The sequence below is a fragment of the Duganella sp. FT27W genome, assembly GCF_009295655.1.
Classification (GTDB): Bacteria; Pseudomonadota; Gammaproteobacteria; order Burkholderiales; family Burkholderiaceae_D; genus Rugamonas; species Rugamonas zoogloeoides.
Genome location: NZ_WHIV01000003.1, coordinates 624,447 through 649,207 on the forward strand (window position 1 = coordinate 624,447; position 24,761 = coordinate 649,207).

The window sequence follows — 24,761 nt, forward strand, 5'->3', positions numbered from 1 at the left end:
TCTATACTCGGTCATGGTCCTTTGGAGGCTGTGCCCGTGCCCATCAACTACTCACTCAACTACTCGCGGCGGCTGACCGGCCGCACCCGCACCCAGCCGGCCAACCGGCAACTGGGCTGCATGCTGGCCTTTATCGCCGGTGCGGTCAATGCGGGGGGCTTCCTGGCGGTGCAGCACTACACGTCGCACATGACCGGCATCGTTTCGGCCATGGCCGACCAGCTGGCGCTGGGCATGTACAGCCTGGTGCTGGTGGGTTTCAGTGCGCTGGTGTCGTTCCTGCTGGGCGCCACCTTATCGACCTTGATGGTGCGTCATTCGCGCCAGCGCAATCTGCACAGCGAGTACGCGCTGCCGCTGCTGGTGGAAGCTGGCCTGCTGCTGTGCTTTGGCTTGTTGGGCAGCCAGATCAGCGGCTTCAATGGTTTTTATGTGTCGGCCACGGTGATGCTGCTCAGCTTTATCATGGGCCTGCAAAATGCCGTGATCACCAAGCTGTCCAACGCCGAAATCCGCACCACCCATATCACCGGCGTGATCACCGATATCGGCATCGAACTGGGCAAGCTGCTGTGCCCCGACGCGAACGCTCCAGACCGCGCCCGCCTGCGCCTGCTGGCCATGCTGGCGCTGTGCTTTTTTGTCGGCGGCGTGACCGGCGCGCTCGGTTTCAAGCACCTCGGCTACTCGGCCACGGTGCCGCTGGCGGTGACCTTGATGGCGCTGTCCATCATCCCGATCGCCGACGACCTACTCGACTACCTGCGCCAGCGCAGCCGGCGCTAGCTTGCATGCACCGCGCAGTTTCGGCTATAGTGAGAATAATTCTCATTTAAATAATGTGGCCGGCGCGGTCGCTGACATGGACATCGAACTCCCCCAGAACAACCAGCAGCAGTGGCTCGGCGCCTTGTACAGCGAGCATCACGGCTGGCTGTCCGGGTGGCTGGGCCGGCAACTGCGCTGCCGCAACCTGGGCGACGACCTGGCCCAGGACACGTTCGTGCGCCTGGTCGGCGCCGGCCAACCGCCCCTGCTGCGCGAACCGCGCGCTTATTTGACCACCATCGCCAAGGGATTGCTCAACGACCACCTGCGGCGCAAGAAGCTGGAACTGGCCTACCTGGAAGCGCTGGCCGCCATGCCCGAGCCGGCGCAACCATCGCCCGAGGAGCGCCTGGCTGTGCTGCAAACCCTGGCCGACATCGACGCCATGCTCGACCGCCTGCCGGCCCGCGCGCGGCAGGTGTTCCTGCTGGCGCAGCTCGACGGCCTGTCGTACGGGGAGATTGCAGAACGCTTGAACATCTCGCTCAGCACCGTCAAGCGCCACATGGTGCAGGCGTTTGCCGCTTGCCTGGCAGCCACCGGGTGAAAGACGCCATCGCCCCCGAGATCCTGACCGAAGCGGCGACCTGGCTGATGGAACTGCACGACGGTCCGCTGTCGCCCGAGCGGCGCGCGCAACTGGCGCAGTGGCGCCAGCGCAGCGACGAGCATGCGCTGGCGTGGCAACGCGCCACCGCGCTGCTGGGGAAATTCCAGGCCCTGCCGCCGGGCGGTGCGGCGGCGCTGACCAAGCTGTCCGCGCGACCCGACCGCCGCCGCACCGTCAAGGTCGTGGCCGCACTTCTGGTGGCCGCGCCCGCCGGCTGGCTGGCGTGGCGCGCGGGACCGTGGCAACCGGCCGGTATCGAGCGCACCACCGTCGGTGAACGCCGCCAGCTGGTGCTGGCTGACGGCACCCGCCTGCATCTCAACACTGATACCGAGATCGTCGTCGCCTCCATGGCCGGCGAGCGCTGCGTGCAGCTGCGCCGGGGGGATATCCTGGTCGCCACGGCGCAGCCGTTCCTGGTGGAGGTGGCGCAAGGCGTCTTGCGAGCCCTGGATACGTTCGGCACGCGCTTCATGGTGCGCCAACTGGGCGACGAATGCCGGCTGGCGGTGCAGCAGGGCACAGTGGACATCCGGCTACGCGCAACCGCAGCATCATCAGCAATCCGGGCCGGCATGCAGACCGGTTTCACCACGCGCAGCATCGCCGCGCCAGTGGCGCTCGATGCCAACGCCGCCGCCTGGCAAAACGGCATGCTGGTCGCCGACCGCCAGCCCTTGCCAGACTTCCTGCGCGAACTGGGGCGCTACCGCAGCGGCACGCTCCAGTGCGATCCGGCGCTGGCGCACCTGGCGGTATCGGGCGCGTTCCCGGTGGACGACACCGACTTTACGCTGACGCTGCTGGCGCAAACCTTGCCGGTACGGATACAGCACCTTACCCGCTACTGGGTACGGGTGCTGCCAAGCGAAGTTCAGGCAAAAAAATGAGCTGTTTTTGCGTCTCGTACGGCATATCAGTTAACCACACAAACTGATAAGGGACAGCAATGAAAGTTCGGCAGCAACCGCATCACCCGGCCACCCTGGCACTGGTACCGCTCATCGCGCTCGCTGGCTTGAGCCAGGTGGCGACAGCGCAAGCCCAATCCGCACCTGTCGCCGTCGCCACATCGAACCAACCCGACGGCATACCCGCCGGCGCCCTAGGGCCGGCGCTGTCGCGCTTTGCGGCGCGCGCCGGCGTGGCCCTGTCGTTCGACGGCGCACTGGTGGCAAGCAAAACCAGCGCGGGTTTGACAGGCGCCGCCTCGGTCGATGACGGCTTTGCGCAACTGCTGCGCGGTACCGGCCTGCAGGCCGAACGGCTGGCCGGCGGCGCCTATACACTCAAGGTGGCAACCGTGGCGAGAGGCGGCGGGGCCGCACCGTCTGCTGCGCCGGAAGCCCCGCCGCGCGGCGAGGTGCCCGTGCCGGTAATGGCAACCGTCGAAGTGACGGCCCAGCGCACCAACAGTACCCTGATCCGCCCTACCCGCCAGAGCACGGAAATCGGCCGCGAGGAACTCGACGAGCTGCGGCAGGCATCGGATAGCCTGGCCACGGTGCTGGCCAAAGTGGTGCCCGGTATGGCCGATTCCAGCCGCACCATCACCGACTACGGCCAGACCCTGCGCGGCCGTACGGCGCTGGTGCTGGTCGATGGCATCCCGCTCAACACCAACCGCGATTCGTCGCGCAATATGGCGTCGATCAACCTGGCCAGCATCGATAAAGTGGAGGTGCTGCGCGGCAGCAGCGCGCTGTATGGCGCCGGCGCCAGCGGCGGCATCATTGCCATCACCACCCGCCCGGCTGGCGGCGCACCATTTGCCGAGACCAGCGCTTCGGTGCGCTCGTCGCTGTCGCGCCCGGGCCGCGACGGCCTGGGCGCCGAGGTCACGCATTACTTGTCCGGCACCGGCGGCGACATCGATTACGCCGTCAACGCCGGGCTGCAGCATATTGGCGCGTCGTACGACGGCAAGGGGCGCCGCATCGCGCCCGAGCCGAGCCAGGGCGACCTGTTCGACAGCGACAACTACACCTTCGGCGCCAAGATCGGCCTGCGCATCGACCGCAACCAGCGCCTGCAACTGGCCGCCAGCCGCTATGTGGCCGACCAGGACAGCGATTACGGCTCCGATCCGGCGGTGGCGCGCCTGCCGGCCGGTACGGCGGTGGCCTTGCCGCGAACGGGCCTGCAACTGGCGCGCCAGAACCAGCTACGCAACAGCCTGGCGAGCCTCAGCTACCAGCACCGCGACCTGCTGGGCAGCGCCGTCTCCACCCAGCTCTATTACCGCGATTACTACACCCGCTTCACGCCGTTCGATGCGCGCGCCGTCGCCACCCGCGGCAACAACGTGGACCAGGTGATGCAGAACTCGCGCGTGGCCGGCGGCCGCGCCACCATCGACACGCCGCTCGCAACCGGCCTCAAACTGCTGTGGGGCGTGGACGTGAACCGCGAACGCAGCGACATGCCGGACGACGTGTTCGACCCGGTTGCATACGACACCAGCGGCGGCAGCGTGTTTCAGCGCACCGGCACCCTGATGTACATGCCGCCGCTGACCACGCGCAGCGTGGGCGCCTTCGGCCAGCTGCAATACAAATTGAATCCCCAGTGGTCGTTCGAGGGCGGCGTGCGGCGGGAGCAGGCACGGGCGAAGTTCGACGACTTCGTGCCGCTGTCCCAGTTACGCGCCGCCAGCCCGCGCCCGGTGCGCGGCGGCGCGCTGTCGTATGCGGCGTGGATGACCAATGCCGGCGCGGTGTTCAAGCCGGCGCCCGCACACGAGGTATACGCGTCGCTGAGCCAGGGCTTCCAGCTGCCGGACATGGGCATCCAGCTGCGCAATGCCACGCCGGCATTCAACCTGGCGTCGTCGGACTTGAAACCGGTGAAGACCAACCACTACGAGCTCGGTTGGCGCGGCGCCACCGGAGATCTGGCAGCCACCGCCGCCGTGTTCCACACCACCTCGAAGCTCGGCGACGTACAGAGTTTTAACAATGGACTCATCCTCACCCGCACGGCGGAAAAGATCCGCGGCGTCGAGGCAAGCGTGGACTACGTACCTGCTGCAACGCCGTGGGGCGGTGGCGCCACCGTCACCGCCATGCGCGGGCGAGAAACGCCGCAAGGCGCCATCGGCGACCAGGCCATGTCCGGCTATCGCATCCCACCCGTCAAGGTGACCGGCTACGTGCAATACAAGCCGGCCGCGCGGTGGAGCAGCCGCCTGCAAGTGACCCACTTCGGCGCGCGCGACTATCGGCTCAATGGCCAAACCGGCTTTGGCCGGCGCGAAGTGTCCAGCTACACCACGCTGGACCTGGTCACGCGCTACCAGTTCGATCGTCGCCACACCGTGTCACTGGGCATCGAGAACCTGCTGGACCGCTACTACCTGCCGGCCTACAGCCAGTTGATGCGCAACAGTAACAACACCAGCCGCCTGCCCGCGCCCGGCGCGGTGCTCAACCTGAGCTACCAGCACCGCTGGTAGCCCTCCTCGCACGTTCAGCGCACCGGGCCGGCCTTGCGCACCACCACGTTTGGCGCCCGCGGCGTTGCCATGCTTTCGCCGATGAAGAAACTCGGGTACGGCGGCTGGTTGTAAGCGGTGTTTTGCCAGGCGACGGCCACGCGGTACTGCGGGTCGTGCATCAGCGTCACCAGGCGGCGTTCGGTCGGGTGCGGCGTGGTGTACACGCGCAGGAATTTCTCGTCTGGCGTATGCCAGATCACTTCCTCGCGCCAGTCGCCCAGCAGGTCGGCCGACACCACCGGCACGTTCTTGGTGCCGTTCGACGCGACCACGCCGTCCGCCTGCAGCAGCGTGTGCGATTTGCCTGCCTTCCAGTCCCACTTGTTGATGCGGTTCTTGTCGAACAGTTCGCGCAGGTCGTCGCCATCCCACCAGACCACGAAGCTCGCTTCGCCGGGACGCTTGACGCCCTCGATCGGCTTGCCCTGCGCCGTGTACAGCGTGGTGCTGTTGGTGGCCCAGGCCTCCGCACCGGGGAAGCGCGGGTCAATGTCGGCAGCCACGGCGCGGCCGGTGTCTTTCTCGGCCGGGGTGCTCCACAGGATCTGGCCGGTTTTGGCGTCGAGCATGGCCGAGCCGATACCGCCGTTGCCGCGCACGTCCTCGTGGGCGCCGAACTTTTCCAGGCCCGGACGGGTGGGATCGAGGTCGCTCACGGCCATCGCATCGCCATGGCCCAGGCGCGAACTCCACAGGCCCTTGCCGTTGTCGTCGAGCGCCATGGCGCCGTACAGGATCTCGTCGCGGCCATCGTCATCGACATCGGCCACGCTGAACTGGTGGTTGCCCTGGCCACCGAAGGCTTCGTTGCCGGGAGTGGCGCTGTCGAAGGTCCAGCGCTGGGTGAGCTTGCCGTCGCGCCAGTCCCAGGCCGCCACCGTGGTGCGCGCGTAGTAGCCGCGCGCCATCACGATGCTGGGGCGCTGGCCGTCGAGGTAGGCGGTGCCGGCCAGGAAGCGGTCGGACCGGTTGGCATAGCCGTCACCCCAGGTTTCCTTCATTTGCTCGGCGGTCGGCGCATCGGTGCCGGGGTTGCTTCCCTCGCGGGCCGGCCAGTATGGCGCGCTGGCCAGTGCCTTGCCGGTCAGGCCATCGAAGATGGTGAGGAATTCCGGGCCTTTCAGGATGCGGCCCTGCAGCGGCGCGACCATGGTGCCGTCGGCCTTGACCACGCCGCCGGTGCGGTCGCGCGACGGTACTTCGCCGCCCTGCTCGCGCCAGTCGGCGTTCGGATCGCCCAGCACCTTGCCGGTGCCGTCGATGGTGCCATCGCTGGTGCGCACGGCCAGTTCGGCGCGGCCGTCGCCGTCATAGTCGTACACCTGGAACTGGGTGTAATGGGCGCCGGCGCGGATGTTTTTACCAAGGTCGATGCGCCACAGGCGCTTGCCCTCGAGCGTGTAGGCGTCCAGGATCACCGGTCCCGTGTAGCCGTCGAAGGCATTGTCCTTGGCGTTGGTCGGGTCCCATTTCAGGATGATTTCGTAGCGGCCATCGCCATCGAGGTCCGCCACGCTGGCTTCCTGCGCACTGTAAGTGTATGCCTGGCCGGTAGGGGTGACACCGCCCGCCGGCTGGTCGATGGCGATGCCGAGGAAGCCGTCGGCCCATACGCCCACCGGCGCGCTGGCGGCGACTTCCTTGCCGCCGGCCAGCGTGCGCACCGTGTAGCGCGATGCCTTGGTGCCAGCCTTGTCCACCAGGTTGGTGGCGCCGGCCAGCGGCTTGTCGTTGACCTTCTGGCCGTCGCGATAGACGTCGAAGGTGGTGCTCGGGGCGTCGCTGGCCAGCAGGCGCCAGCTCACCAGGTTGCCTTGCTCGACCGCAGGCACGGCCACCACGCCACGGTCCAGCGCTTCCACCCAGCGCGGTGCAATGTTGGGGGTGAACGGCGTCAGGGCAGATACCGGACCATGCACCGCGGCGCCCAGCGCCAGGGTTGCGGCTACCAGCGCCACGCTGCGGCGCAATGTGAATACTGTTTTCATCGTTTTTATCCTTATCCCGAAAAGCTGCGGCCCGCGCCAGCATTGCCGGCGCGGGCCGCGCGCATTGACCTGTCAGTGTGGTTTAACGCGGACCCTGGAACATCAAGCCGCTGTCATTGAGGCCGAACTTGAACTTCTTGTTCATCTCGATGATCTCGGCGCCGGCCAGCAGCGCCGGGCCGTAGCCGTGGGCCGCTTTCACGCTGGTCGGGCGATACGAGTAGAACGCCGGATCGAACGCCATGCCGGTACCCACGCAGATGCCTTCGATCTGGCCGTTGGCCAGCACCTTCGAGGCGGTGGCGTTCCAGGCCAGGTTGGCCATCGGGCCGTAGGCCTGCGCTTCGACGTAGCCGCGATTGACGGCGCGGGCGATGGCGTAGGTGTAGATGGCCGTGGCGGAGGTTTCCTGGTAGGTGTCAGGGCGGTCGATCAGCTGGTGCCAGAAGCCGTCGCGGGTCTGGTAAGTGGACAGGCCCTTGATGTGGGCGCGCAGCTGCTTGAGGATGGCGTCGCGCTGCTTGTGATTTTTCGGCAGCACTTCCAGCACCTCCACCATCGACATCACGGCCCAGCCGTTGGCGCGGGCCCAGTGCATTTCCGGATGGTCGGCCTGGCCTTCCACGTAGCCATGCATGTAGATGCCCAGCTGCGGGTTGAACATGCGCTTGGAGAATTGCAGCACCTGCTTGGCGGCGTCGTCGAACTGCTTGCTATCGCCGTTGACGGCGCCCAGGTAGGCAATCGTCGGCACGCCCATGAACATGTCGTCGAGCCACACGGTGTTTTTCAGCGGACGGGCCTTGAAGCCGCCATTGCCATCGGGGCCGCCACGGGCGAAGGTGCCGTCCGGCAGGCGGTACTCCTTCTTGGTGACGAAGTTGCCGCAGATGCCGATCATCTGGGTGTAATCGACCTTGGAGCCACCCAGCTTGGCCTTGAGGAAGCTGTGGCACAGCGCGCCCGCGTCATCGAGTGCATGCGGGTTCAGGAAGCTCTTGTGCGGCGCGTGCGAATTTTTCAGGTCGGCCTGCACCACCGGGTTGTACAGCCTGGTCAGGTCGGAGAGGAGTTGGTGGCGCTTGATGGTGTAGTCGGTGTAACGCGCGTCGCCGGTGGCGGCGCCGGCGGCCAGCATTCCCAGGTACGTTACGCCCCACTCGTAGCTGGTCAGGCGGAAGTCGCCCGGTTTGAACACGGCGTCGGGATCGGCCGTGGTCAGATTGGCGATCGGCGTGCCGTCGGACTTGTGGATCAGCTCTGCCGGCGTGGTGCGTTCGAGGTAGGTGTACACGCGGTCGAGGACCGTCTTGACTTCTTCCGCGCTCATGGCACGGTACGGCGTCGGATACTCGACCGTCAGCGCGTGCAGCATGGCGTCGGCCGGGGCCGGCCCCTTTTCCTGCGCGGCCGGGGCGTCTTGCGCCACCGCGTTGAACACCACCGGGAACAAGCCGGCAACGAGTGCGCCTGTCAGGCAGCGGCGCAGCTTCGAGGAATTCATCAAGTACGTCTCCTTCATTTGAGTTGTTTTGGACCGGCCGGATCACCATGAGGGTCCGGTCGCAAATGGGAGTGTAACCGCGAGTAATCAGGCAAATGCGTCAAGCTGATGATTGTTACATACGGCAATTGATCAAAACGCGTGTCGAAGTCCGATCATGATGACGTTTTGGCGACCATTCGACGACGGCGTGCCGGCCTGCGAATCGCCCACCACCGCCACCGCATCCACAACGGTGACGCCGTCGGCCGCCAGGGTGGCGCCGCGCGCGCGCTGAAACGACTCCAGCACATATACCGCGGTGCGCGGCGACAGCCAGTACGCCTGTTGCAGCGCCAGTTGGCGATAGCTGGCGGCGTTGGCGATGCCGTTGGCCGCATGGGTGCGGGTGTAGTTGGCGGCCACGCCCAGCAACCACGGGCTGGCCGTCTGCCACGTGGCCACCAGGCCGGCTGTGTTGAAGATGGCCGCCTCGCGAAAGCGCGAGCCGCCGTCGGGCCGGTACTGGACGTTGGTCAAGGTGCCGCCCACGCTGACGGCGCCAAGCTGGCGGCGGGCGCCGGCGGCCAGGTAGCGCACACCGCCAGCCGACAGGTAGCCGGCATTGACAGGCGACCTGGCGAAGTTGCTCGATGCCGCCGGATCCCACGCCGTACGCTGCGGACCGTTCTTGAGCAGCTGGTAGCCGAGGCCGACGCGCCAGGCCGCGCCGTCGTACTTGAGGGCGGCACTGAACGCGCCGCCGCTGCCTTGATGTCCGGCCTGTTCGCCGCTGGCTGCCATCAGGCCCAGGCGCACGCCCGACCAGTCGGGCGACGTGTAGCCGATGGCATTGCTGTTGCGGATGATGATGCTCAGGCCGTCGATATCGCCGGCTGCCGCGCCGGCCGCGCCGGTGACCGCGCCCAGCGGCCCGAGCGGGCTCATAAAGGTGAAGTACGGCGCGTACTGGCGCCCGGCAATCACGGTGCCGAGGCGCTGGTCGGCGATGCCGACATAGGCCTGGCGATTGAACAGGCTGCCGGCCTGAGCCGAGCTGCCGTCGTCGAGGTTGAAGCCTGCCTCCAGTGTGAAGAGCAGCTCCCTGCCGCCACCGAGGTCTTCGCTGCCGCGCAGACCGAAGCGGCTGCCGTCCTTGTTACCGCTGCGCATGTAGCGGCTGGCGTGGCCCTGCTGATTGGAAGTGTAGGCCAGCGCGGCATCGACGGCGCCGTACAACGTGACGTTGGACTCGGCGGCGCTGGCCTCGGTTGCGCAGGCCAGGGCCGCAACCGTAGCAGCGGAAGTAAGTAGTGCAGTTGGTGTCATTGCCATGCTCATGGTGAACCCGCACCCGAATAAGTTCGGAATGCGAATTAAAGTTCGAATAAAGGAGCAATGTTACCAAATGCTTGCGCGCAAGGGCTAGTGCCCTGCGCGCGCTGATTGCGATGCGTACTGCGATGAGGCTCAGCGGCCGCTGACCTCCTTCTTCATCCACTCGAGAAAGCCGGTGCGGTTACGCGAGCAGATGTGAATTTTGCCGGTGCCGCTAAAGCGCAGCACGATGCCTTCGCCGCTGGTCTGGCTGTTGATCATATTGCCGATCATGCCGCCGATGCCGCCACCGGTGCTGCCGGTGGTGACGCTGATTTCGTAGCGCAGCGTGCTGTCCCAGCACACCACGTGCGAGTTGTCGATGATGACGTCCTTGCCCGGCACCACGTCGAGCTGGAACATCGAGCCGAAGCCCGACACCACCACCTGGCCGCGGCCGGTCGCCTCCATCACGAAAAAGCCGCCCGACTGCGCGAACAGGGCGTTGCCCAGGCTCTGGGTGCGCGTTTTGAGTTCCACGCCGTCGGACGCGGCCACAAAGGCGCCGTCGTTGAGGGTGTAACTGGCGGGGCCGATATCGACCACCTGCATGGCGCCGGGCAGCGTGGGCGAGAGCAGGCAGTCGCCGTCGCCGCGCACGGCTTCGATATGCTGCTGGAAGAATGATTCGCCATTGGCCATGCGCCGCATGATCGAACCCATGATGCCGCCAGTCATGCGACCCTTGAGGTCGAGATTGGTTTCCATCATGACCATCGCGTCGGATTCGCAATAGATTTTTTCGCCACGGCGCAGCGCCACGTGGAGGAAGGGATCGACGTCCCCGGTGACGGTAAAGGTAGGCATGGTAGTTGTTTTTAGAGGGTTAAGCGATCAGGCCGACGCGCCGGGCGGCCTTGAGCCAGTCCGGGTATTCGGCCATCAGTAAATCATACAGTTCGGCGTCGGTATATTCGTCGGGCGACGCGACCGAAAAATAGTTGGCGTTGTCCACCAGGCGGCCCGGCAATTCGTCGAGGCTTTCCAGGAACGGGAAATCGGAGTCGGCAAAGCTCGAGAGCTTGCGGCTCTTCGATTTGCGTCCCTTGCCGATGCCCATGAATTGCCAGAAGATGGCCTCGTGACTGGACCAGCGCACCTGGCGCTCGGCCAGGCCCTGGTCGGACGTGCCGCCGTCGGTGACGAACATCACGTACACGGGTAACTCTGCGCGCTGCGGCTTGCTGCGTTCGCCGCCGGCGCCGTCCGGGAAATAGAAGCGGCGCACGGCTTCGAGCGCGGCGCCATAGCGGGTGTCGCCTTCGAGCGGATGGCGGTTGATGGTGTTTTGCACGAAACCGGCAAAGTTACCGATGCCCATGGGATCGACGTGGTGGACGTTGCGACCGAACAGGAACACATCGATCTCGCCGTCATCGTCGAACTTGCAGCCCAGCGCCAGGATGCGCTCGGCAAACTGCTGCACCAGGCCGCGCTTGTACAACATGCTCATCGAACCGGAAATATCGAGTACCAGGCACACGCGGGCGCGGTGGCTTTGCAGCCCCACTTTTTGCAGCGAAACGCTGGCCGACTTGACCAGGCTGACCAGCTGCGGCGCCTGCTGTTGCAAGCGTTTTTCCAGGTCCACGCCAGCTTTGACGGCAGCAGGTGCAGGTGCGGGCGTCTCATCGACCGTGCCGCCAAAATGGCGCACCAGCACATCAAGGCCGCCATCGAAACCCTGGCCCGACGCCATGAAGCGCCACGCGCCGTTGCGGCGATAAATCTCGCCGACCATCAGCGCCCGTTCGGATACAAAGTCGGCGCCGGTAAAGGCAAAGCGCACGAATTCTGTGTCGCCGGCCAGCAGCCGCAGGTAGCCGGACTGCAGTTGCGACATCACGCCGGGGCCGTCGATGCTGGCGGTGATCACCACCCGCTCGACCTTGGCAGGCAGACGCGCCAGGTTAAAGGTAAATCGGTGACCGCCGGCCAGTCCGTTACCGACAAGCACCCCGCCACATGGCGTGGCGGGCTGATTAAAGAAAGTCATGTACGGCTCACCGACCAGCTTGCCGTTGGCATCGAGTGCAAAGCTGGCCACATCGAGCGCCAGGCCCTGCGCCGAAAATTCGGCATGAAATACCCGGTCGGCGATGGCGGGCGCCAAGGTAACGCGTCCCCCTTTGGAAATTTGTTCCATGGCGCTCCTGCCGGATGGTATTTAAGCGTTGACGCCGAACGAACGTGCGAGGGGACCGAGGCCGCCCTTGAAACCCTGGCCGATGGCGCGGAATTTCCAGTCGCCGCCGTGGCGATACAGTTCGCCGAAAATCATCGCGGTTTCGGTGGAGCCGTCTTCGGACAGGTCGTAGCGGGCCAGTTCGACGCTGTTGGCGGCGTTCAGGCAACGGATGTAGGCTTTACCGACCATGCCGAAGTTCTGGCGGCGCGCGTCGGCTTCGTGGATGGTGACGCAGAACGAGACGCGGTCGATATCGGCAGGAATCGCGGACAGGTCGACGTTGAGAGATTCGTCGTCGCCGTCGCCCTGGCCGGTCTGGTTGTCGCCGGTGTGCACGATCGAGCCGTCGGTGGATTTCAGGTTGTTGTAGAAGATGAAGTCGGAGTCGCCACGCACTTTGCCGTCGGTCTTGAGCAGGAAGGCGCTACCGTCGAGGTCGAATGCGGAGCCATCGGACGAGCGCGGATCCCAGCCCAGGCCGATCACAACCTTGGTCAGGCCGGGAGCTTCCTTGCTCAGATTAACGTTGCCGCCTTTTTGCAGACTAATAGCCATATTCGTTTCCTTTCAGTACAGATTGTAGGGACAGTCAGCTGTGAATATCAGCCATGAATAATAACAAACAGGTGACAAAACAGTCACCCTGCTGACAGTTTTCTAGGTGCAACATTGTGCGTAATATACCTGAAGCACGGTGATTGTAAAGTCGCCGACTTAGTATCAACTTAGTCGTGCATTCACGTGCGGCAGGCGTGACAGGCGAACCAGTCATTACCTGATCAGCGCCAGCACTTCGCGAAAACGCGGATGGCGGCACGTCTCCAGCCATTCAAAGGCCACCATTTCCACGCTGGCGCAGGTAATTCCGGCGGCAGCCAGTCGGGCCACGGCGGCCTGCCGGTTGCGGTCGGTGCGCGAGCCGATGGCGTCGATCACCACCGTCACATCCAGCCCCGCCGCCTGCAAGCCGAACGCCGTTTGCAGCACGCACACATGGGCCTCGCTGCCAGCCACAATGGCATGGCGCCGCCCCGGCGGCAATGCCGCCACCAGCCCGTCGCGGCAGGCGTCGAAGTGGTGCTTGGCCAGCGTGGTGTGGCACAGCGCCTTGAGTTCGGGCAGGTTCGGGCCAAGGGCAGCGGGATTTTGCTCGGTGCCGATGACAGGCACGTCCAGCAACCGCGCGATCTGCGCCAACCGCAAAGCCTCGCGCACCATGGCGTCGCCATCGGCAATACTGGGCAGCAGGCGCTGCTGGATGTCGACCAGGATCAGGACCGCGTCTTCGGTGGTGTGGGGCATGGTAGCTCCTGGCCGATGGGATGGTCCATTCTATCGCAACAGGTTGACTGGGTTGACATCGCATGAAATTGAAGTAGACTAAATTATCAGGAGGAGCATGCCATGTCCACTACCGCGCTGAAAAGTAATCCCGTGCTGTTCGCCGACGACGTCGAACAAACCCTCGACCTCGGCAAAGGCTTTATGGTCATCAAGCTGCGCCAGCATACCAGTACCTATAACGCGCAAAACAAGCCATCGAAAAATCCGTGGTCGATACTCAATACCGATTTCCCCGATATCGCCCTGAACAAGATCCAGGCGCTGCTGGAACGGCATGAACCGACTAAGCCATCGAGGCAAGACAAGGCCAGCACCGCGGCCTTGCAAGCCAACCACGAGTTCACCGCGCGACTGGACAAGCAAAGCCTGGATTACCGTCAACGGCAACTGGACGAAGGTCTGTTACTGACGTCTGCCAATGTCCTGGCTCCGCTAGGCATCTCGCGCCAGGCGTTGAGCAAGGCAGTCAAAGAACACCGCATGTTCTTTGTCGATGGCCCCTCCGGTACCCAGTTGTATCCGGCGTTCTTTGTCACCGACAAGCAAAAACGCCGCATCCTTGAGAAAATATCCAAGGCATTGGGCGACTTGCCAGGCCCCAGCAAGTGGCAGTTTTTTGTCACTCCGAAATTGTCCCTTGACGGCCGCTCACCGGTTGCAGCGCTCAATGATGGCGATGTCGATATCAACCACCTCATGGCTGCTGCTTTGGCGTTCCGGGGGCGGTAACGTGACGGCGTTGCCCATTGCTCCACCACCGCGCATCTTGTCCACTGAAAAATGGCGGGCCAGCCGCGTCTTGCCGCAACGGCTCTACCGGATTAGCGGTTATTCCTTCGGTGAGCCGTATTTCGGACGCAGCGGAGGCAACCGCTTTGATGCACCAGGATGGAAATTCAATAAAGCGGAATACGGCGCATGCTATCTCGGCTATACACTTGAAGTGGCGATGGCCGAGTCGATCTTGCACGATCAGATGCCGATCGACGGCAAATTCTTGATCGCCAATACTGTTTTGCAAAACAGTTACGTTTATCGCTTTACCGGTGACAGCCTGCTTCTGCTCAATTTGACGGGAGCTCTGCTTAAAAAGCTCAGTGGCCACGGCGATCTCACCGGGACCAGCAGCTACGGCGTTCCCCAGCAGTGGGCGCTTGCTGTGTTCAATAATCCCGCCAGGTACGACGGATTCATCTATGCCTCACGGCACGCGACCTTGGGCAAGGCAGTGATGCTCTTCGATCGAGCCGAGGCAAAAATCACGCAGTCAATATTCACGCCGCTGATCGAAACGCCAGGCTACGCGAAAGCAGCAAAGCAGTTTGCTATCGTTGGCATGTAAGCCGGCAACCACTATCCAACATTAAAAGCCACTATGAACTTACAGCATCTCGCCTGCCTGTACCTGCTAACCCTCGCCCCCGGCCTCGCTGCCGCCGCCACACCCGCGCCCCCGATCGACCGCCAGGCAGTCGTCGCGCGTCATGATCCGCAGTTGCGTGCGATCGATCCGCAGACGCCGCTCACCGTGGGCAACGGGCGCTTTGCCTTTACGGCCGACGTCACCGGGCTGCAGACGTTGCCCGACCTGTACCACGCGCAGGGCATACCGCTTGAAACGCAAGCGCGCTGGTCGTGGCACCAGGACGCCAATCTGGCCGGCTACACGCTGGCCGACGCCAATGTCGATTACACGGCCCATGGCCGCACGGTGGGCTATCCGACCAACGCCAAGTCGCCTGCCGGCCAGTGGCTGCGTGAAAATCCGCACACGCAGCCGCTGCCGCGCATCGGCCTGGTCCTCACCGGCAAGGACGCGCGCGCCATCACCAGCACCGACATCACCCGGATCGACCAGCGCCTCGACCTGTGGCAAGGCCGCTTGCAGAGCAAGGTGACGCTGCTGGGCCAGCCCGTCAGCGTGCGCAGCGCGGTCGCTCCGGACAGCGATGCGCTGGCCCTGGCGGTCAGGTCGCCGCTGCTGCAACAAGGCCGGCTGGCGGTGCGCATCGCCCTGCCCCTCGGTTACGCGCGCACCACAACCCACCACAATCCGCCACTCGATTTTACCCAGCCCGAGGCGCACCGCAGCACGGTGCTGGAACAGACCGGCCGCAAGCTGGTGGTCGAACACCGGCGCGACGGCGCCCGCTATGCGATGACCGTGGCCAGCAGTGCCAGGCTCGTCATCACCCATCCGGCGCCGCACGTCCTGCAGATCGCCCCGGCGGACGGCGAGTCGCTGGACCTCACCATCGCCTTCACCGAGAACGGCGTGGCGCAGGCGCCCGATGCGGCCACCGTGTTCGAGACCAGCGCCCGCCACTGGCAGCGGTTCTGGCAGCAAGGCGCGGCCGTCGACTTTGCCGGCAGCCTCGACCCGCGCGCGCCGGAGCTGGAGCGCCGCGTGGTGCTGTCGCAATACCTGACCGCCGTGCAGATGGGCGATACCTTGCCGGCCTCGGAAAGCGGACTGACCACGTCCACGTGGTACGGCAAGCACCACACCGAAATGGTGTGGTGGCACACGGCCCACTTCGCACTATGGGGCCGCCCGGAGTTCACTGCCCGCACTTTGTCGTGGTACCAGCGCACCCTGCCCGCCGCGCGCGCCGCGGCGCAAGAGCGTGGTTTGACCGGTGCCCGCTGGATGAAGATGACCGGTCCCGGCGGGCGCGAAAGTCCCGGCGGCAATCCGCTGATTGTCTGGAACCAGCCGCACCCGATCCACCTGGCCGAGCTGCTGTACCGCGCCGATCCCACCCCGGCCACGCTGGCGCGCTATCGCGAACTGGTGTTCGATACCGCCGAAGGCATGGCTGCCATGCTGCACTGGGAAGCAGCGGGCCAGCGCTATGTGCTGGGCCCGCCGCTATGGATCGCGCAGGAAATCTACGACCAGCGCACCAGCATGAATCCATCGTACGAGCTCAGCTACTGGGCCCGTGGCCTGGAAATCGCCCAGCAGTGGCGCGAACGCCTGGGCCTGGCGCGCGACGCCGGCTGGGAGCAAAAGCGCACGCACCTGTCGCAACTTCCGGTCAAGGACGGCAAATACGTGGCGCTGGAATCAAACCCGGATACCTGGGACAACGTGGACAGCCGCCACGACCACCCGTCGTTCCTGATGGCGCTGGGCCAGTTGCCCGGCGATGGCGTGGACCGCGACACCATGCGCCGCACCCTGCACGCGGTGCTGTCCACCTGGGACTGGAAAACCAAGATCTGGGGCTGGGACTACCCGATGATCGCCATGACGGCGGCGCGCCTGGGCGAAACGCAGGCGGCGGTGGACGTGCTGCTCAAAACGGACGGTCCCAACAACCGCTACACGGGCGCCGGCCACAACACCAATACCAACCTGCCCGTGTACCTGCCCGGCAACGGCGCGCTGCTGGCAGCCGTTGCCCTGATGGCCGGCGGCTGGGATGGCGCGCCGGCAGGCAATGCGCCGGGATTCCCGCGCGATGGCCAGTGGGTGGTCAAGGCCGAAGGGTTTCAGCGCTTGCCCTGATGGAGCAATTCCCCCACCCGCTGCGCCAGACTGTCGGCAGTAAAAGGCTTGGTCAGGATCTGCATGCCGTGGTCGAGGTCGCCGTGGTTGAGCACCGTGTACTCGGCGTAGCCGGTGATGAACAGGATCGCCAGGCCGGGACGCTGGACGCGGATAGCGTCGGCAAGCTGGCGGCCGTTCATGCCGTTGGGCATGCCGACGTCGGTGACCAGCGCATCGATGTCGGGGTGCTTGGAAAACACCCGCAAGGCCGAGGGGCCATCGTCGGCCTCCAGCACCTCGTACCCGAGGTCGCCTAGCACCTCGACCGCCACGCCGCGCACCAGCGGTTCGTCATCGACCAGCAGGATTTTCCTGCGGCTTGACGCGGCCGGCAATGAAGGCGAATCGACGGCGATCTCGTGCGATTGGGCCTGGCCCGCGTGGCGTGGCAGGTACAGGCACACCTCGGTGCCCTCGCCCGGCGCCGAATAGATGCGCACCGCGCCGCCGGACTGGCCGGCAAAGCCATACACCATCGACAGGCCCAGGCCCGTGCCCTGCCCCATCGGTTTGGTGGTAAAGAACGGCTCGAAGGCGCGGGCGATGACGTCGGCAGTCATGCCCACGCCGTTGTCGCCGACGCTCAGGGCCACGTAATCGCCGGCGGCCAGGCCGCGCTTGGCCGCCGCAGCCTGATCCAGTTGCAAGTTGTCGGCGCGGATGGCGATGGTGCCGCCGCCGGGCATGGCGTCGCGCGCGTTGATGCACAGGTTCAGCAGGGCATTTTCAAGCTGGCCCACGTCCACGAAGGTACACCACAGGTCGTCCGCAATGCCGGTCTCGAGCGCTATGCCGGGACCCACGCTGCCGGAAATCAGGTCACGCATGCCGGCCACCACGCGGGCCAGGCACGACGGCTTGGGGTCCAGCGTTTGCCGGCGCGAAAATGCCAGCAGGCGCTGGGTCAGCGCGGCGGCACGCTTGACTGCTGCCTGCGCGCTGCCCAGATGACGCTCGACATCGGCAATGCGGCCTTGCGCCAGGCGAATCTTCAGCAATTCCAGGCTGCCGCTGATGCCGGCCAGGATGTTGTTGAAATCATGTGCCAAACCGCCGGTCAACTGGCCCACCGCGTCCATCTTCTGTGCCTGGCGCAAGGCGGCCTCGGCTTCGACCAGCGCCGCCGTGCGCTGCTCCACGCGCTGTTCGAGCGTGTCGGTCAGCGTGCGCAGTGCGGCGATGGCGCGATCGCGTTCGGCTTCGACGGCGCGGCGGCCCTCGATATCGATCAGCACGCCGGGGAATTTGCTGCCGGTGCCGTCCGGCGCCAGCTCTACCCGGCCATTCGCTTCCAGCCAGTAATAATTGCCGTCCAGGCGGCGGGTGCGGTACTGGTGGGCGTAGGCGCCGCCGCGTGCGATCACTTCGTTGATGGCGGTGGCCAGGCCGTCGCGGTCGTCGGGGTGCACGGTTTCCACCACTTCCGCCAGGCTGAGGCCAGAGCGGCCCTTGGCCGGATCGAAGCCGAAGGCATTGGCAAAGCCCTCGTCCACGCTGAATTTATCGGACGGCAAATCCCAGAACCAGGTGCCGATGATGGCGCCGGCCGCCAGCGCCAGCTGCACACGCTCGACGTTTTCGGCCAGCGCGGTTTCGGTTTTCTTGCGCGCCGTAATATCGCGGAACAGCACCGATACCTGGCGCATCTCTTTAGGCCCCACGCGCCGGGCCGATACTTCGATAAAGCGGCCAACGGCCTGGAACTCCTGCTCGAAGCGGGCCGGCTCCCCCGTCTCCAGCACCTTGCCGTAGAGGTCGAGCCAGATTTGGGCATTGTCGGGGTCGATGTCGCGCAGGCGCTTGCCGACGATGTCGGCGATGCCGGTGTGGCGCTCGTAACCGGAATTGGCTTCGATATGGATGTAGTCGCTCATCGGGCCGTGCGGGCCGTCAATGAAGCGGATGATGCAAAAGCCGTCGTCGATCGCCTCGAACAGGGCCAGGCGCTGGGCCTGGTGGAGCGCCAGTTGCGCTTCGAGCGCGGCGCGGCTTTGCGGGGTCGGATCCTGGTCCAAGCGGTAGTCTTTCAAATATCAGTGTTTTTAGGCAAGTGTACCATTGCCGCTCCCGGGTTCGGCTACCTTGCGCCATACGTGCGCGAGTCAACGGAGCGAGCTGCCGCTAAGCGTTATGCTGAAATTTTGGCAGAGAGTACCGCCATGACCCATAACGACCACTTTCCCACCATCGAACGCCGTCATGACGGCCCCGTAGAAGTCGTCGACACCGGCCTCGACGTGGCTTCCAAGGAAGGCGTAGGACCGGCGCTGGAGTTCATGCTCACCCACGGTGTCGATCGCTTTACGGCGCTGCGGGTGCTGGCCGGTCCGGAGTTCCACCGGCCCAGTCCCTCTTCGCCCGACGAGGGGCAGGTCGTACCCGGTTTCTGATTTTCTGGCAAAGTAGAGGTCGCTCGCGTAGCCACCACCATGCGTGGCAATGCGCCCGTATCAACTCATTCTGCCCGGAGATCCCAGACAATGACCACCATCAGCTACCCCGATACCCGCCTTTTGATCGCCAATGAGTGGCAAGACGCCACCGGCGGCAAGACCATTCCCGTCATCAATCCAGCTACCGGCCAGGCCATCGGCACCGTGGCGCATGCCAGCATCGCCGACCTCGACCGCGCACTGGAAGCAGCCCAGCGCGGTTTCGACGCCTGGCGCAAAGTACCGGCCTTCGAGCGCGCCGCCATCATGCGCAAGGCCGCGAGCCTGCTGCGCGAACGCGCCGACGAGATCGGCCGCCTGCTCACCCAGGAGCAAGGCAAGCCGCTGGCCCAGGCCAAGGCCGAAGCCACCGCCGGCGCCGACATCATCGACTGGTTTGCCGCCGAAGGCATGCGCGTCTATGGCCGCATCGTGCCGGCGCGCAACCCGGCCGCCCAGCAACTGGTATTGAAAGAGCCGGTCGGCCCGGTTGCGGCGTTCACGCCGTGGAACTTCCCGATCAACCAGATCGTGCGCAAGCTGGCCGCTTCGCTGGCCACCGGCTGCTCGTTCTTGTGCAAGGCGCCCGAGGAAACCCCGGCCTCGCCTGCCGCGCTGCTGCAATGTTTTGTCGATGCCGGCGTGCCACCCGGCACCGTGGGCCTGGTATTCGGCGACCCGGCCGAGATTTCCGGCTACCTGATCCCGCATCCGGTGATCCGCAAGGTGACCTTCACCGGTTCCACCCCGGTGGGCAAGCAGCTGGCCGCGCTGGCTGGCGCCCACATGAAGCGCGTGACCATGGAACTGGGCGGCCATGCGCCGGTCATTATTGCCGAGGACGCCGACGTGGCGCTGGCCGTGGAAGCGGCCGGCGGCGCCAAGTTCCGCAATGCCGGCCAAGTGTGCGTATCGCCTACCCGCTTCCTGGTGCATAACAGCATCAAGGCCGAGTTCACCCGCGCCATGGTTGCCCATGCCGAAGGCCTGAAGCTCGGCAACGGTCTTGACGCCGGCACCACCCTGGGTCCGCTGGCCAACCCGCGCCGCGTGACCGCCATGACGCAACTGGTGGACGATGCCCGCGCCAAGGGCGCCAACGTGGCGACCGGCGGCCAGCGCGTGGGCACCGAAGGCAATTTCTTCGCGCCCACCATCCTGGCCGACGTGCCCTTGAACGCCAGCGTGTTCAACGACGAACCGTTCGGCCCGGTCGCGGCCATCCGTGGCTTCGACACCCTGGACGAGGCGATCGCCGAATCGAACCGCCTGCCGTTCGGCCTGGCCGGTTATGCGTTCACCCGCTCGATCAAGAATGCCCACCAGCTGATGCACAACGTCGAAGTGGGCATGTTGTGGATTAACCAGCCGGCCACGCCCAGCGCCGAGATGCCGTTTGGCGGCGTCAAGGATTCGGGCTACGGTTCGGAAGGCGGCCCGGAGGCGCTGGAGGCTTACCTGAACACCAAGGCAGTGTCGATGGTCGGCGTGTAACCCTGTAACCCTACTGGAGGATGGACGGCGGTAGTCGCCGGATGCGATACTGATCCGATGAACAACCTCTCCTCCTCCTTCTCATGAGCCACGGCTTCCTGCTCCACATGGTGTTTTACCTGGTAGCGGCCGTGGTGCTGGTGCCGCTGGCCAAGCGCGCCGGCATGGGCGCCGTGCTCGGCTATCTCGCAGCCGGCGCCATCATCGGTCCCTGGGGCCTGTCCCTGATCGGCAATGTCGAGGACGTGCTCAGCATCTCCGAATTCGGCGTGGTGCTGATGCTGTTCCTGATCGGCCTCGAACTCGAACCCAGAAAGCTGTGGTCGCTGCGCCGTCCCATCTTCGGCTGGGGTGGTTTGCAGGTGCTCACTGTCAGCGCTGCATTGGCCGGCGTGGCGATTGCCTGCGGCATCGACTGGCATATCGCGCTGGTCGCCGGCCTGGCGCTCTCGCTCTCGTCCACCGCCATCGTGCTGGCCACGCTGGGCGAGCGCAAGCTGTTACCGAGCCCGGCCGGGTCGGCCAGCTTCTCCATCTTGCTGTTGCAGGATATCGCCGCCATCCCGATGATCGCGCTGGTGCCGCTGCTGGCCATGGCCGGCGTGGTCGCCGACCACGACGAGCAGGGCTGGATGAAGGCCGTCAAGCTGCTGGCCGTGCTGCTCACCCTGATCGCGTGCGGACGCTTCCTGGTCAATCCGGTGATGCGCTACCTGGCCCGCACCGGCCTGCGCGAATTGTTTACCGGCTTTGCGCTGCTGCTCATCATCGGCATTTGCCTGCTGATGGAATGGGTGGGCCTGTCGCTGGCGCTCGGCACGTTCACCGCCGGCGTGCTGCTGGCCGACTCCGAGTACCGCCACCAACTGATCAGCGACCTGGAACCGTTCAAGGGCCTGCTACTGGGACTGTTCTTCATGGCGGTGGGCATGTCGGCCGACTTCGGCCTGCTGCTGGCGCAGCCGTGGCTGGTGCTGGGCCTGACCTGCGCGCTGCTGCTGATCAAGGGCGGCATGTTGTACGGGCTGTCGTTCTGGTTCGACATCCCGCGCGGCCAGCGCCTGTTCTTTGCGATGCTGATGTCGCAGGGCGGCGAATTCGCCTTCGTCGTTTTCGGCACGGCCGTTGACGCCAAGGTGCTGCCGCCCGCCACGTCCGCCCTGCTGGTGCTCGTGGTCACGCTGTCGATGGTGGCCACGCCGCTGCTGCTCCTGCTGCACGACAGGGTGGTGGCGCCGCGCCTGCGTACGGCAAAGAAGAAACGCGAAGCGGACCAGATCGCGGTGGAGAACCCGGTGATCATCGCCGGCTTCGGGCGCTTCGGCCAGATCATCGGCCGCCTGCTGTCGGCCAACCGCATCGGCGTGACCGTGCTCGACCACGACCCCGACCAGATCGAACTGCTGCGCAAGTTCGGCTACGAAGTCTTTTATGGCGACGCCACCCGCATCGACCTGCTGGAAGCGGCCGGCATCGGCAAGGCCAGCGCGCTGGTGATCGCCATCGACACCGTGGACGAGAGCCTCGAATTGGTCGATGCCGTGCGCGAGCGCTACCCGGCCCTGACCATCCTGGCGCGCGCCCGCAACGTGTCGCACTACTACGCGCTGCTCGACCGTGGGGTGACGCTGATCGAACGCGAAACCTTCGAGGCATCGCTGCAACTGGGCGGCAAGGTGCTGCAACAACTGGGCTTCAGCACCGAACGCGCGGAGCAGGCCACGCGCATCTTCCGCAACCACAACCTGAAAACCCTGCTGGAAGTGTACCCGCACCAGCAAGACCAGGACGAAATGGTGTCGATCACCCGCAAGGGCCGCCTGGAACTCGAAGAAATGATGGCGGGCGACGCGGCGGCGTTCAGGGACGCCGAGCAGGCGGGCACGTTGAAAACTGACTGATGGCGCACCCCGCGCACGATTGCGAGGCATAGTCTTACACGACCATTGCACTGCCAATTTTGCTGGTAGATTGTGAAACTACAATAACAAAACCCTCACAACCTCTCTCAACCCGGTGCCCCATGAAAACGTTTCATTGCGACAAATGTTCCCAGCAAGTGTTTTTCGAAAATACCCACTGTTCCAACTGCGAGAGCATGCTCGGCTTCGAGCCGGCACTGCGCACCATCAACGCCTACGAACCGGCCGACAACGGCCTGTGGAGCAGTCTGAACAAGAAAGACGCCGGCAAGCTGTATAAACAGTGCAGCAACTACGTGGAACACAATGTGTGCAATTGGATGATACCGGCCGACGACGCGCACGATCTGTGCGAGTCTTGCCAGCTGACGGTGGTTATTCCTGCCCTGTCGTCGGAAAAGAACCACATTCTCTGGTCACGCCTGGAAACCGCCAAGCGCCGCCTGCTGTTCTCGCTGGCCGCGCTCAACCTGACGCCGGACTCGAAAGAAGATGCGCCCGAAACCGGCCTGGCATTCCAGTTCCTGGAAGACGGCGCCACCCCCGACGAATGCGTGATGACGGGCCACGACGACGGCCTGATCACCCTGAACATCGCCGAAGCCGATCCGGCCGAGCGGGAACGCACACGCGAGCAGATGCACGAGCGCTACCGCACGCTGCTCGGGCATTTCCGCCACGAGAGCGGCCATTATTATTTCGACCGGCTGGTGGTCGATACGCCGTGGATCGACAGCTTCCGCACCCTGTTCGGCGACGAGCGCGCCGATTACAGCGAAGCGCTCAAGCGCCATTACGAGAATGGCCCGGTGGCCGACTGGGAAGAGCGTTTCGTCAGCAGCTATGCCAGCTCGCACCCGTGGGAAGACTGGGCCGAAACCTGGGCCCACTACCTGCACATGATCGATACGCTGGAAACCGCGCACTCGTGCGGCCTGTCGCTCAAGCCCGCCAAGGCCGACGAGCCGTCGCTCGATGGCGTCACCTTGCCGACCAGGCTGGACACCTTTGACGACACCATCTCCGACTGGTTCGCGCTGACTTACGTGCTCAACAGTCTGAATCGCAGCATCGGCATGCCGGACTCGTATCCGTTCAAGCTCAGCACGCCGGTGCTGGAGAAGCTGACCTTCGTCCACAAGGTGGTTGCTTCCTACAAAACCACCGGCATCAAGCAGGCGCGTCCAGCAGCTCCACCGATACCTGCATCAGCACCGGTGGCGACGCTGGCCCAAACTGGTTGAAGATCGCCACGTCGGCGGCGTCGTGTCCGTAAGCGAGCGTGACACGGCCGCCGCGCGCGGTGTCCTGGGTGGGATCGAAGGTGTACCAGCGGCCGCCCACCCAGGCTTCGAACCAGGCATGCTGGTCCATCGGCACCAGGTCATGCAAATATCCCACCACCATGCGCGCCGGAATGCACAGGCTGCGGCACAGGGCAATGCCAAGGTGCGCCAAGTCGCGGCACACGCCTTCGCGCCGCAGGTTGACCTCGGTCGCGGTCATCTGGCCATACAGCGTATTGGGATCGAAACGCACCTCGCGCCGGATCCAGTCGCTGATCGCGGCTACCTGGTCGTAACCGGGCGCCACATCGGCAACGATTTCGTTCGCCATGGTGGTGAACTGCTCGGATTCGCAATAGCGGCTCGATAGCAGGAAGGTCAGCACGGCGTCGGGCAGGTGCTGCACCGCGTCGAACGGCGCCCCGGGCGCCACGTCGATCTCGTCGGCGGTCATCACGTCGGCCGATGTCTCGATCGAAAATTCGCCGGCCGGCGCCACCACGCGCTGGCACAGGTTGCCATACATATCGGTAAACTCCACCACCGGCACACTCGGCGTGAGCGTATAGGACTCGCGCGCCACCCATTGCTGGGCGCCGCTGCGCGCGCGCAGCATCAGGATAAACGGCGTGGGGCCGTCCAGGGTGAATGCAAGTTTGCAGGCAGTACGCAGCCACATGGGGAGTATCTCTTTCAATATCGAAGTGGTCTGCACCATAATGGCGCACGTTGCCGGATGCGCCGAGGTGAACACGGT

General features: G+C 64.9%; 20 protein-coding genes. 11 read left to right on the top strand and 9 right to left on the bottom strand.

Translation table 11 applies throughout. The features are described from left to right. Nucleotides 1–36 precede the first annotated feature (36 nt). From F8197_RS14570 to F8197_RS14585, 4 genes are all read left to right on the top strand, one after another. Nucleotides 37–786: a YoaK family protein gene (locus F8197_RS14570; protein ID WP_373996881.1), complete on the top strand. Its 750-nt coding sequence runs from the start codon at nucleotides 37–39 to the stop codon at nucleotides 784–786. Nucleotides 787–862: 76 nt separating this feature from the next. Beyond that, nucleotides 863–1,375: a sigma-70 family RNA polymerase sigma factor gene (locus F8197_RS14575; RefSeq protein ID WP_152882449.1), complete on the top strand. Its 513-nt coding sequence runs from the start codon at nucleotides 863–865 to the stop codon at nucleotides 1,373–1,375. After that, nucleotides 1,354–2,328, top strand: a complete 975-nt coding sequence (locus F8197_RS14580; protein WP_227012253.1) for a FecR domain-containing protein — start codon at nucleotides 1,354–1,356, stop codon at nucleotides 2,326–2,328. Before F8197_RS14575 ends, F8197_RS14580 begins: the two co-directional genes overlap by 22 nt. A 59-nt stretch (nucleotides 2,329–2,387) precedes the next feature. Continuing rightward, nucleotides 2,388–4,892 carry a TonB-dependent receptor gene (locus F8197_RS14585; protein WP_152882451.1) on the top strand — a complete coding sequence of 835 codons (2,505 nt, stop codon included), beginning with the start codon at nucleotides 2,388–2,390 and terminating at the stop codon, nucleotides 4,890–4,892. Nucleotides 4,893–4,906: 14 nt separating this feature from the next. On the opposite strand, the gene F8197_RS14590 is transcribed toward F8197_RS14585, so the two are convergent. The 7 genes from F8197_RS14590 to F8197_RS14620 form a co-directional block, all read right to left on the bottom strand. Then, a complete protein-coding gene (locus F8197_RS14590) occupies nucleotides 4,907–6,922 on the bottom strand; it encodes a rhamnogalacturonan lyase (RefSeq protein ID WP_227012254.1) in 2,016 nt (671 codons plus the stop codon). Between the two features lie 82 nt (nucleotides 6,923–7,004). Next, the gene (locus tag F8197_RS14595; protein WP_227012255.1) at nucleotides 7,005–8,426 is read right to left on the bottom strand and encodes a glycoside hydrolase family 105 protein; all 1,422 of its coding nucleotides are present in this window, start codon (nucleotides 8,424–8,426) and stop codon (nucleotides 7,005–7,007) included. Nucleotides 8,427–8,558: 132 nt separating this feature from the next. Then, on the bottom strand, nucleotides 8,559–9,734 hold the full coding sequence (locus F8197_RS14600; RefSeq protein ID WP_152882454.1) for a porin: 1,176 nt from the start codon (nucleotides 9,732–9,734) through the stop codon (nucleotides 8,559–8,561). 141 nt (nucleotides 9,735–9,875) lie between these two features. Further along, entirely contained in the window at nucleotides 9,876–10,589 is a 714-nt protein-coding gene (locus F8197_RS14605) for a TIGR00266 family protein (protein WP_019922255.1), read from the bottom strand. Between the two features lie 19 nt (nucleotides 10,590–10,608). Further along, complete coding sequence (locus F8197_RS14610; RefSeq protein ID WP_152882456.1) at nucleotides 10,609–11,928, bottom strand: VWA domain-containing protein; 1,320 nt, start codon at nucleotides 11,926–11,928, stop codon at nucleotides 10,609–10,611. A 21-nt stretch (nucleotides 11,929–11,949) separates the two neighbouring features. Then, nucleotides 11,950–12,525 (bottom strand): TerD family protein, encoded by a 576-nt coding sequence (locus tag F8197_RS14615; protein WP_056144161.1) that lies wholly within the window; start codon nucleotides 12,523–12,525, stop codon nucleotides 11,950–11,952. A gap of 216 nt (nucleotides 12,526–12,741) precedes the next feature. Beyond that, nucleotides 12,742–13,272 (bottom strand): isochorismatase family protein, encoded by a 531-nt coding sequence (locus tag F8197_RS14620; protein WP_152882457.1) that lies wholly within the window; start codon nucleotides 13,270–13,272, stop codon nucleotides 12,742–12,744. Nucleotides 13,273–13,404: 132 nt separating this feature from the next. Between F8197_RS14620 and F8197_RS28600 the strand changes: the two genes are divergently transcribed. From F8197_RS28600 to F8197_RS14630, 3 genes are read left to right on the top strand one after another with little or no spacing between them, the layout of a single operon-like run. After that, nucleotides 13,405–14,043, top strand: coding sequence for a hypothetical protein (locus tag F8197_RS28600; protein WP_227012256.1), 639 nt, complete (start codon nucleotides 13,405–13,407; stop codon nucleotides 14,041–14,043). Further along, nucleotides 13,982–14,656, top strand: a complete 675-nt coding sequence (locus tag F8197_RS14625; RefSeq protein WP_193333436.1) for an RES family NAD+ phosphorylase — start codon at nucleotides 13,982–13,984, stop codon at nucleotides 14,654–14,656. The genes F8197_RS28600 and F8197_RS14625 overlap by 62 nt, the downstream gene beginning before the upstream one ends. A gap of 33 nt (nucleotides 14,657–14,689) precedes the next feature. Beyond that, on the top strand, nucleotides 14,690–16,828 hold the full coding sequence (locus F8197_RS14630) for a hypothetical protein (protein WP_152882460.1): 2,139 nt from the start codon (nucleotides 14,690–14,692) through the stop codon (nucleotides 16,826–16,828). On the opposite strand, the gene F8197_RS14635 is transcribed toward F8197_RS14630, so the two are convergent. After that, nucleotides 16,813–18,885, bottom strand: a complete 2,073-nt coding sequence (locus F8197_RS14635) for a hybrid sensor histidine kinase/response regulator (RefSeq protein WP_227012257.1) — start codon at nucleotides 18,883–18,885, stop codon at nucleotides 16,813–16,815. The two genes, F8197_RS14630 and F8197_RS14635, sit on opposite strands and share 16 nt — an antisense overlap. A 126-nt stretch (nucleotides 18,886–19,011) precedes the next feature. Here F8197_RS14635 and F8197_RS14640 point away from each other — a divergent pair, with 126 nt between their 5' ends. From F8197_RS14640 to F8197_RS14655, 4 genes are all read left to right on the top strand, one after another. Then, nucleotides 19,012–19,260 carry a hypothetical protein gene (locus F8197_RS14640; protein WP_152882462.1) on the top strand — a complete coding sequence of 83 codons (249 nt, stop codon included), beginning with the start codon at nucleotides 19,012–19,014 and terminating at the stop codon, nucleotides 19,258–19,260. Nucleotides 19,261–19,350: 90 nt separating this feature from the next. Further along, the gene (locus F8197_RS14645; protein ID WP_152882464.1) at nucleotides 19,351–20,796 is read left to right on the top strand and encodes an NAD-dependent succinate-semialdehyde dehydrogenase; all 1,446 of its coding nucleotides are present in this window, start codon (nucleotides 19,351–19,353) and stop codon (nucleotides 20,794–20,796) included. 83 nt (nucleotides 20,797–20,879) lie between these two features. Then, on the top strand, nucleotides 20,880–22,697 hold the full coding sequence (kefC, locus tag F8197_RS14650) for a glutathione-regulated potassium-efflux system protein KefC (protein WP_152882465.1): 1,818 nt from the start codon (nucleotides 20,880–20,882) through the stop codon (nucleotides 22,695–22,697). Between the two features lie 122 nt (nucleotides 22,698–22,819). Further along, nucleotides 22,820–23,962 (top strand): putative zinc-binding metallopeptidase, encoded by a 1,143-nt coding sequence (locus tag F8197_RS14655; protein WP_152882467.1) that lies wholly within the window; start codon nucleotides 22,820–22,822, stop codon nucleotides 23,960–23,962. Here the strand turns inward: F8197_RS14655 and F8197_RS14660 are convergent. Continuing rightward, nucleotides 23,889–24,683, bottom strand: coding sequence for a transglutaminase family protein (locus tag F8197_RS14660; protein ID WP_152882468.1), 795 nt, complete (start codon nucleotides 24,681–24,683; stop codon nucleotides 23,889–23,891). The two genes, F8197_RS14655 and F8197_RS14660, sit on opposite strands and share 74 nt — an antisense overlap. Nucleotides 24,684–24,761: the final 78 nt, after the last annotated feature.

What these genes read in the sequence shown, in the direction of transcription:
- F8197_RS14575 (WP_152882449.1), top strand. Translation starts at nt 863, where the DNA reads ATGGACATCGAACTCCCCCAGAACAACCAGCAGCAGTGGCTCGGCGCC.
- F8197_RS14585 (WP_152882451.1), top strand. Translation starts at nt 2,388, where the DNA reads ATGAAAGTTCGGCAGCAACCGCATCACCCGGCCACCCTGGCACTGGTA.
- F8197_RS14590 (WP_227012254.1), bottom strand. Translation starts at nt 6,922, where the DNA reads ATGAAAACAGTATTCACATTGCGCCGCAGCGTGGCGCTGGTAGCCGCA.
- F8197_RS14595 (WP_227012255.1), bottom strand. Translation starts at nt 8,426, where the DNA reads ATGAATTCCTCGAAGCTGCGCCGCTGCCTGACAGGCGCACTCGTTGCC.
- F8197_RS14600 (WP_152882454.1), bottom strand. Translation starts at nt 9,734, where the DNA reads ATGACACCAACTGCACTACTTACTTCCGCTGCTACGGTTGCGGCCCTG.
- F8197_RS14605 (WP_019922255.1), bottom strand. Translation starts at nt 10,589, where the DNA reads ATGCCTACCTTTACCGTCACCGGGGACGTCGATCCCTTCCTCCACGTG.
- F8197_RS14610 (WP_152882456.1), bottom strand. Translation starts at nt 11,928, where the DNA reads ATGGAACAAATTTCCAAAGGGGGACGCGTTACCTTGGCGCCCGCCATC.
- F8197_RS14615 (WP_056144161.1), bottom strand. Translation starts at nt 12,525, where the DNA reads ATGGCTATTAGTCTGCAAAAAGGCGGCAACGTTAATCTGAGCAAGGAA.
- F8197_RS14620 (WP_152882457.1), bottom strand. Translation starts at nt 13,272, where the DNA reads ATGCCCCACACCACCGAAGACGCGGTCCTGATCCTGGTCGACATCCAG.
- F8197_RS14625 (WP_193333436.1), top strand. Translation starts at nt 13,982, where the DNA reads ATGATGGCGATGTCGATATCAACCACCTCATGGCTGCTGCTTTGGCGT.
- F8197_RS14630 (WP_152882460.1), top strand. Translation starts at nt 14,690, where the DNA reads ATGAACTTACAGCATCTCGCCTGCCTGTACCTGCTAACCCTCGCCCCC.
- F8197_RS14645 (WP_152882464.1), top strand. Translation starts at nt 19,351, where the DNA reads ATGACCACCATCAGCTACCCCGATACCCGCCTTTTGATCGCCAATGAG.
- kefC (WP_152882465.1), top strand. Translation starts at nt 20,880, where the DNA reads ATGAGCCACGGCTTCCTGCTCCACATGGTGTTTTACCTGGTAGCGGCC.
- F8197_RS14655 (WP_152882467.1), top strand. Translation starts at nt 22,820, where the DNA reads ATGAAAACGTTTCATTGCGACAAATGTTCCCAGCAAGTGTTTTTCGAA.
- F8197_RS14660 (WP_152882468.1), bottom strand. Translation starts at nt 24,683, where the DNA reads ATGTGGCTGCGTACTGCCTGCAAACTTGCATTCACCCTGGACGGCCCC.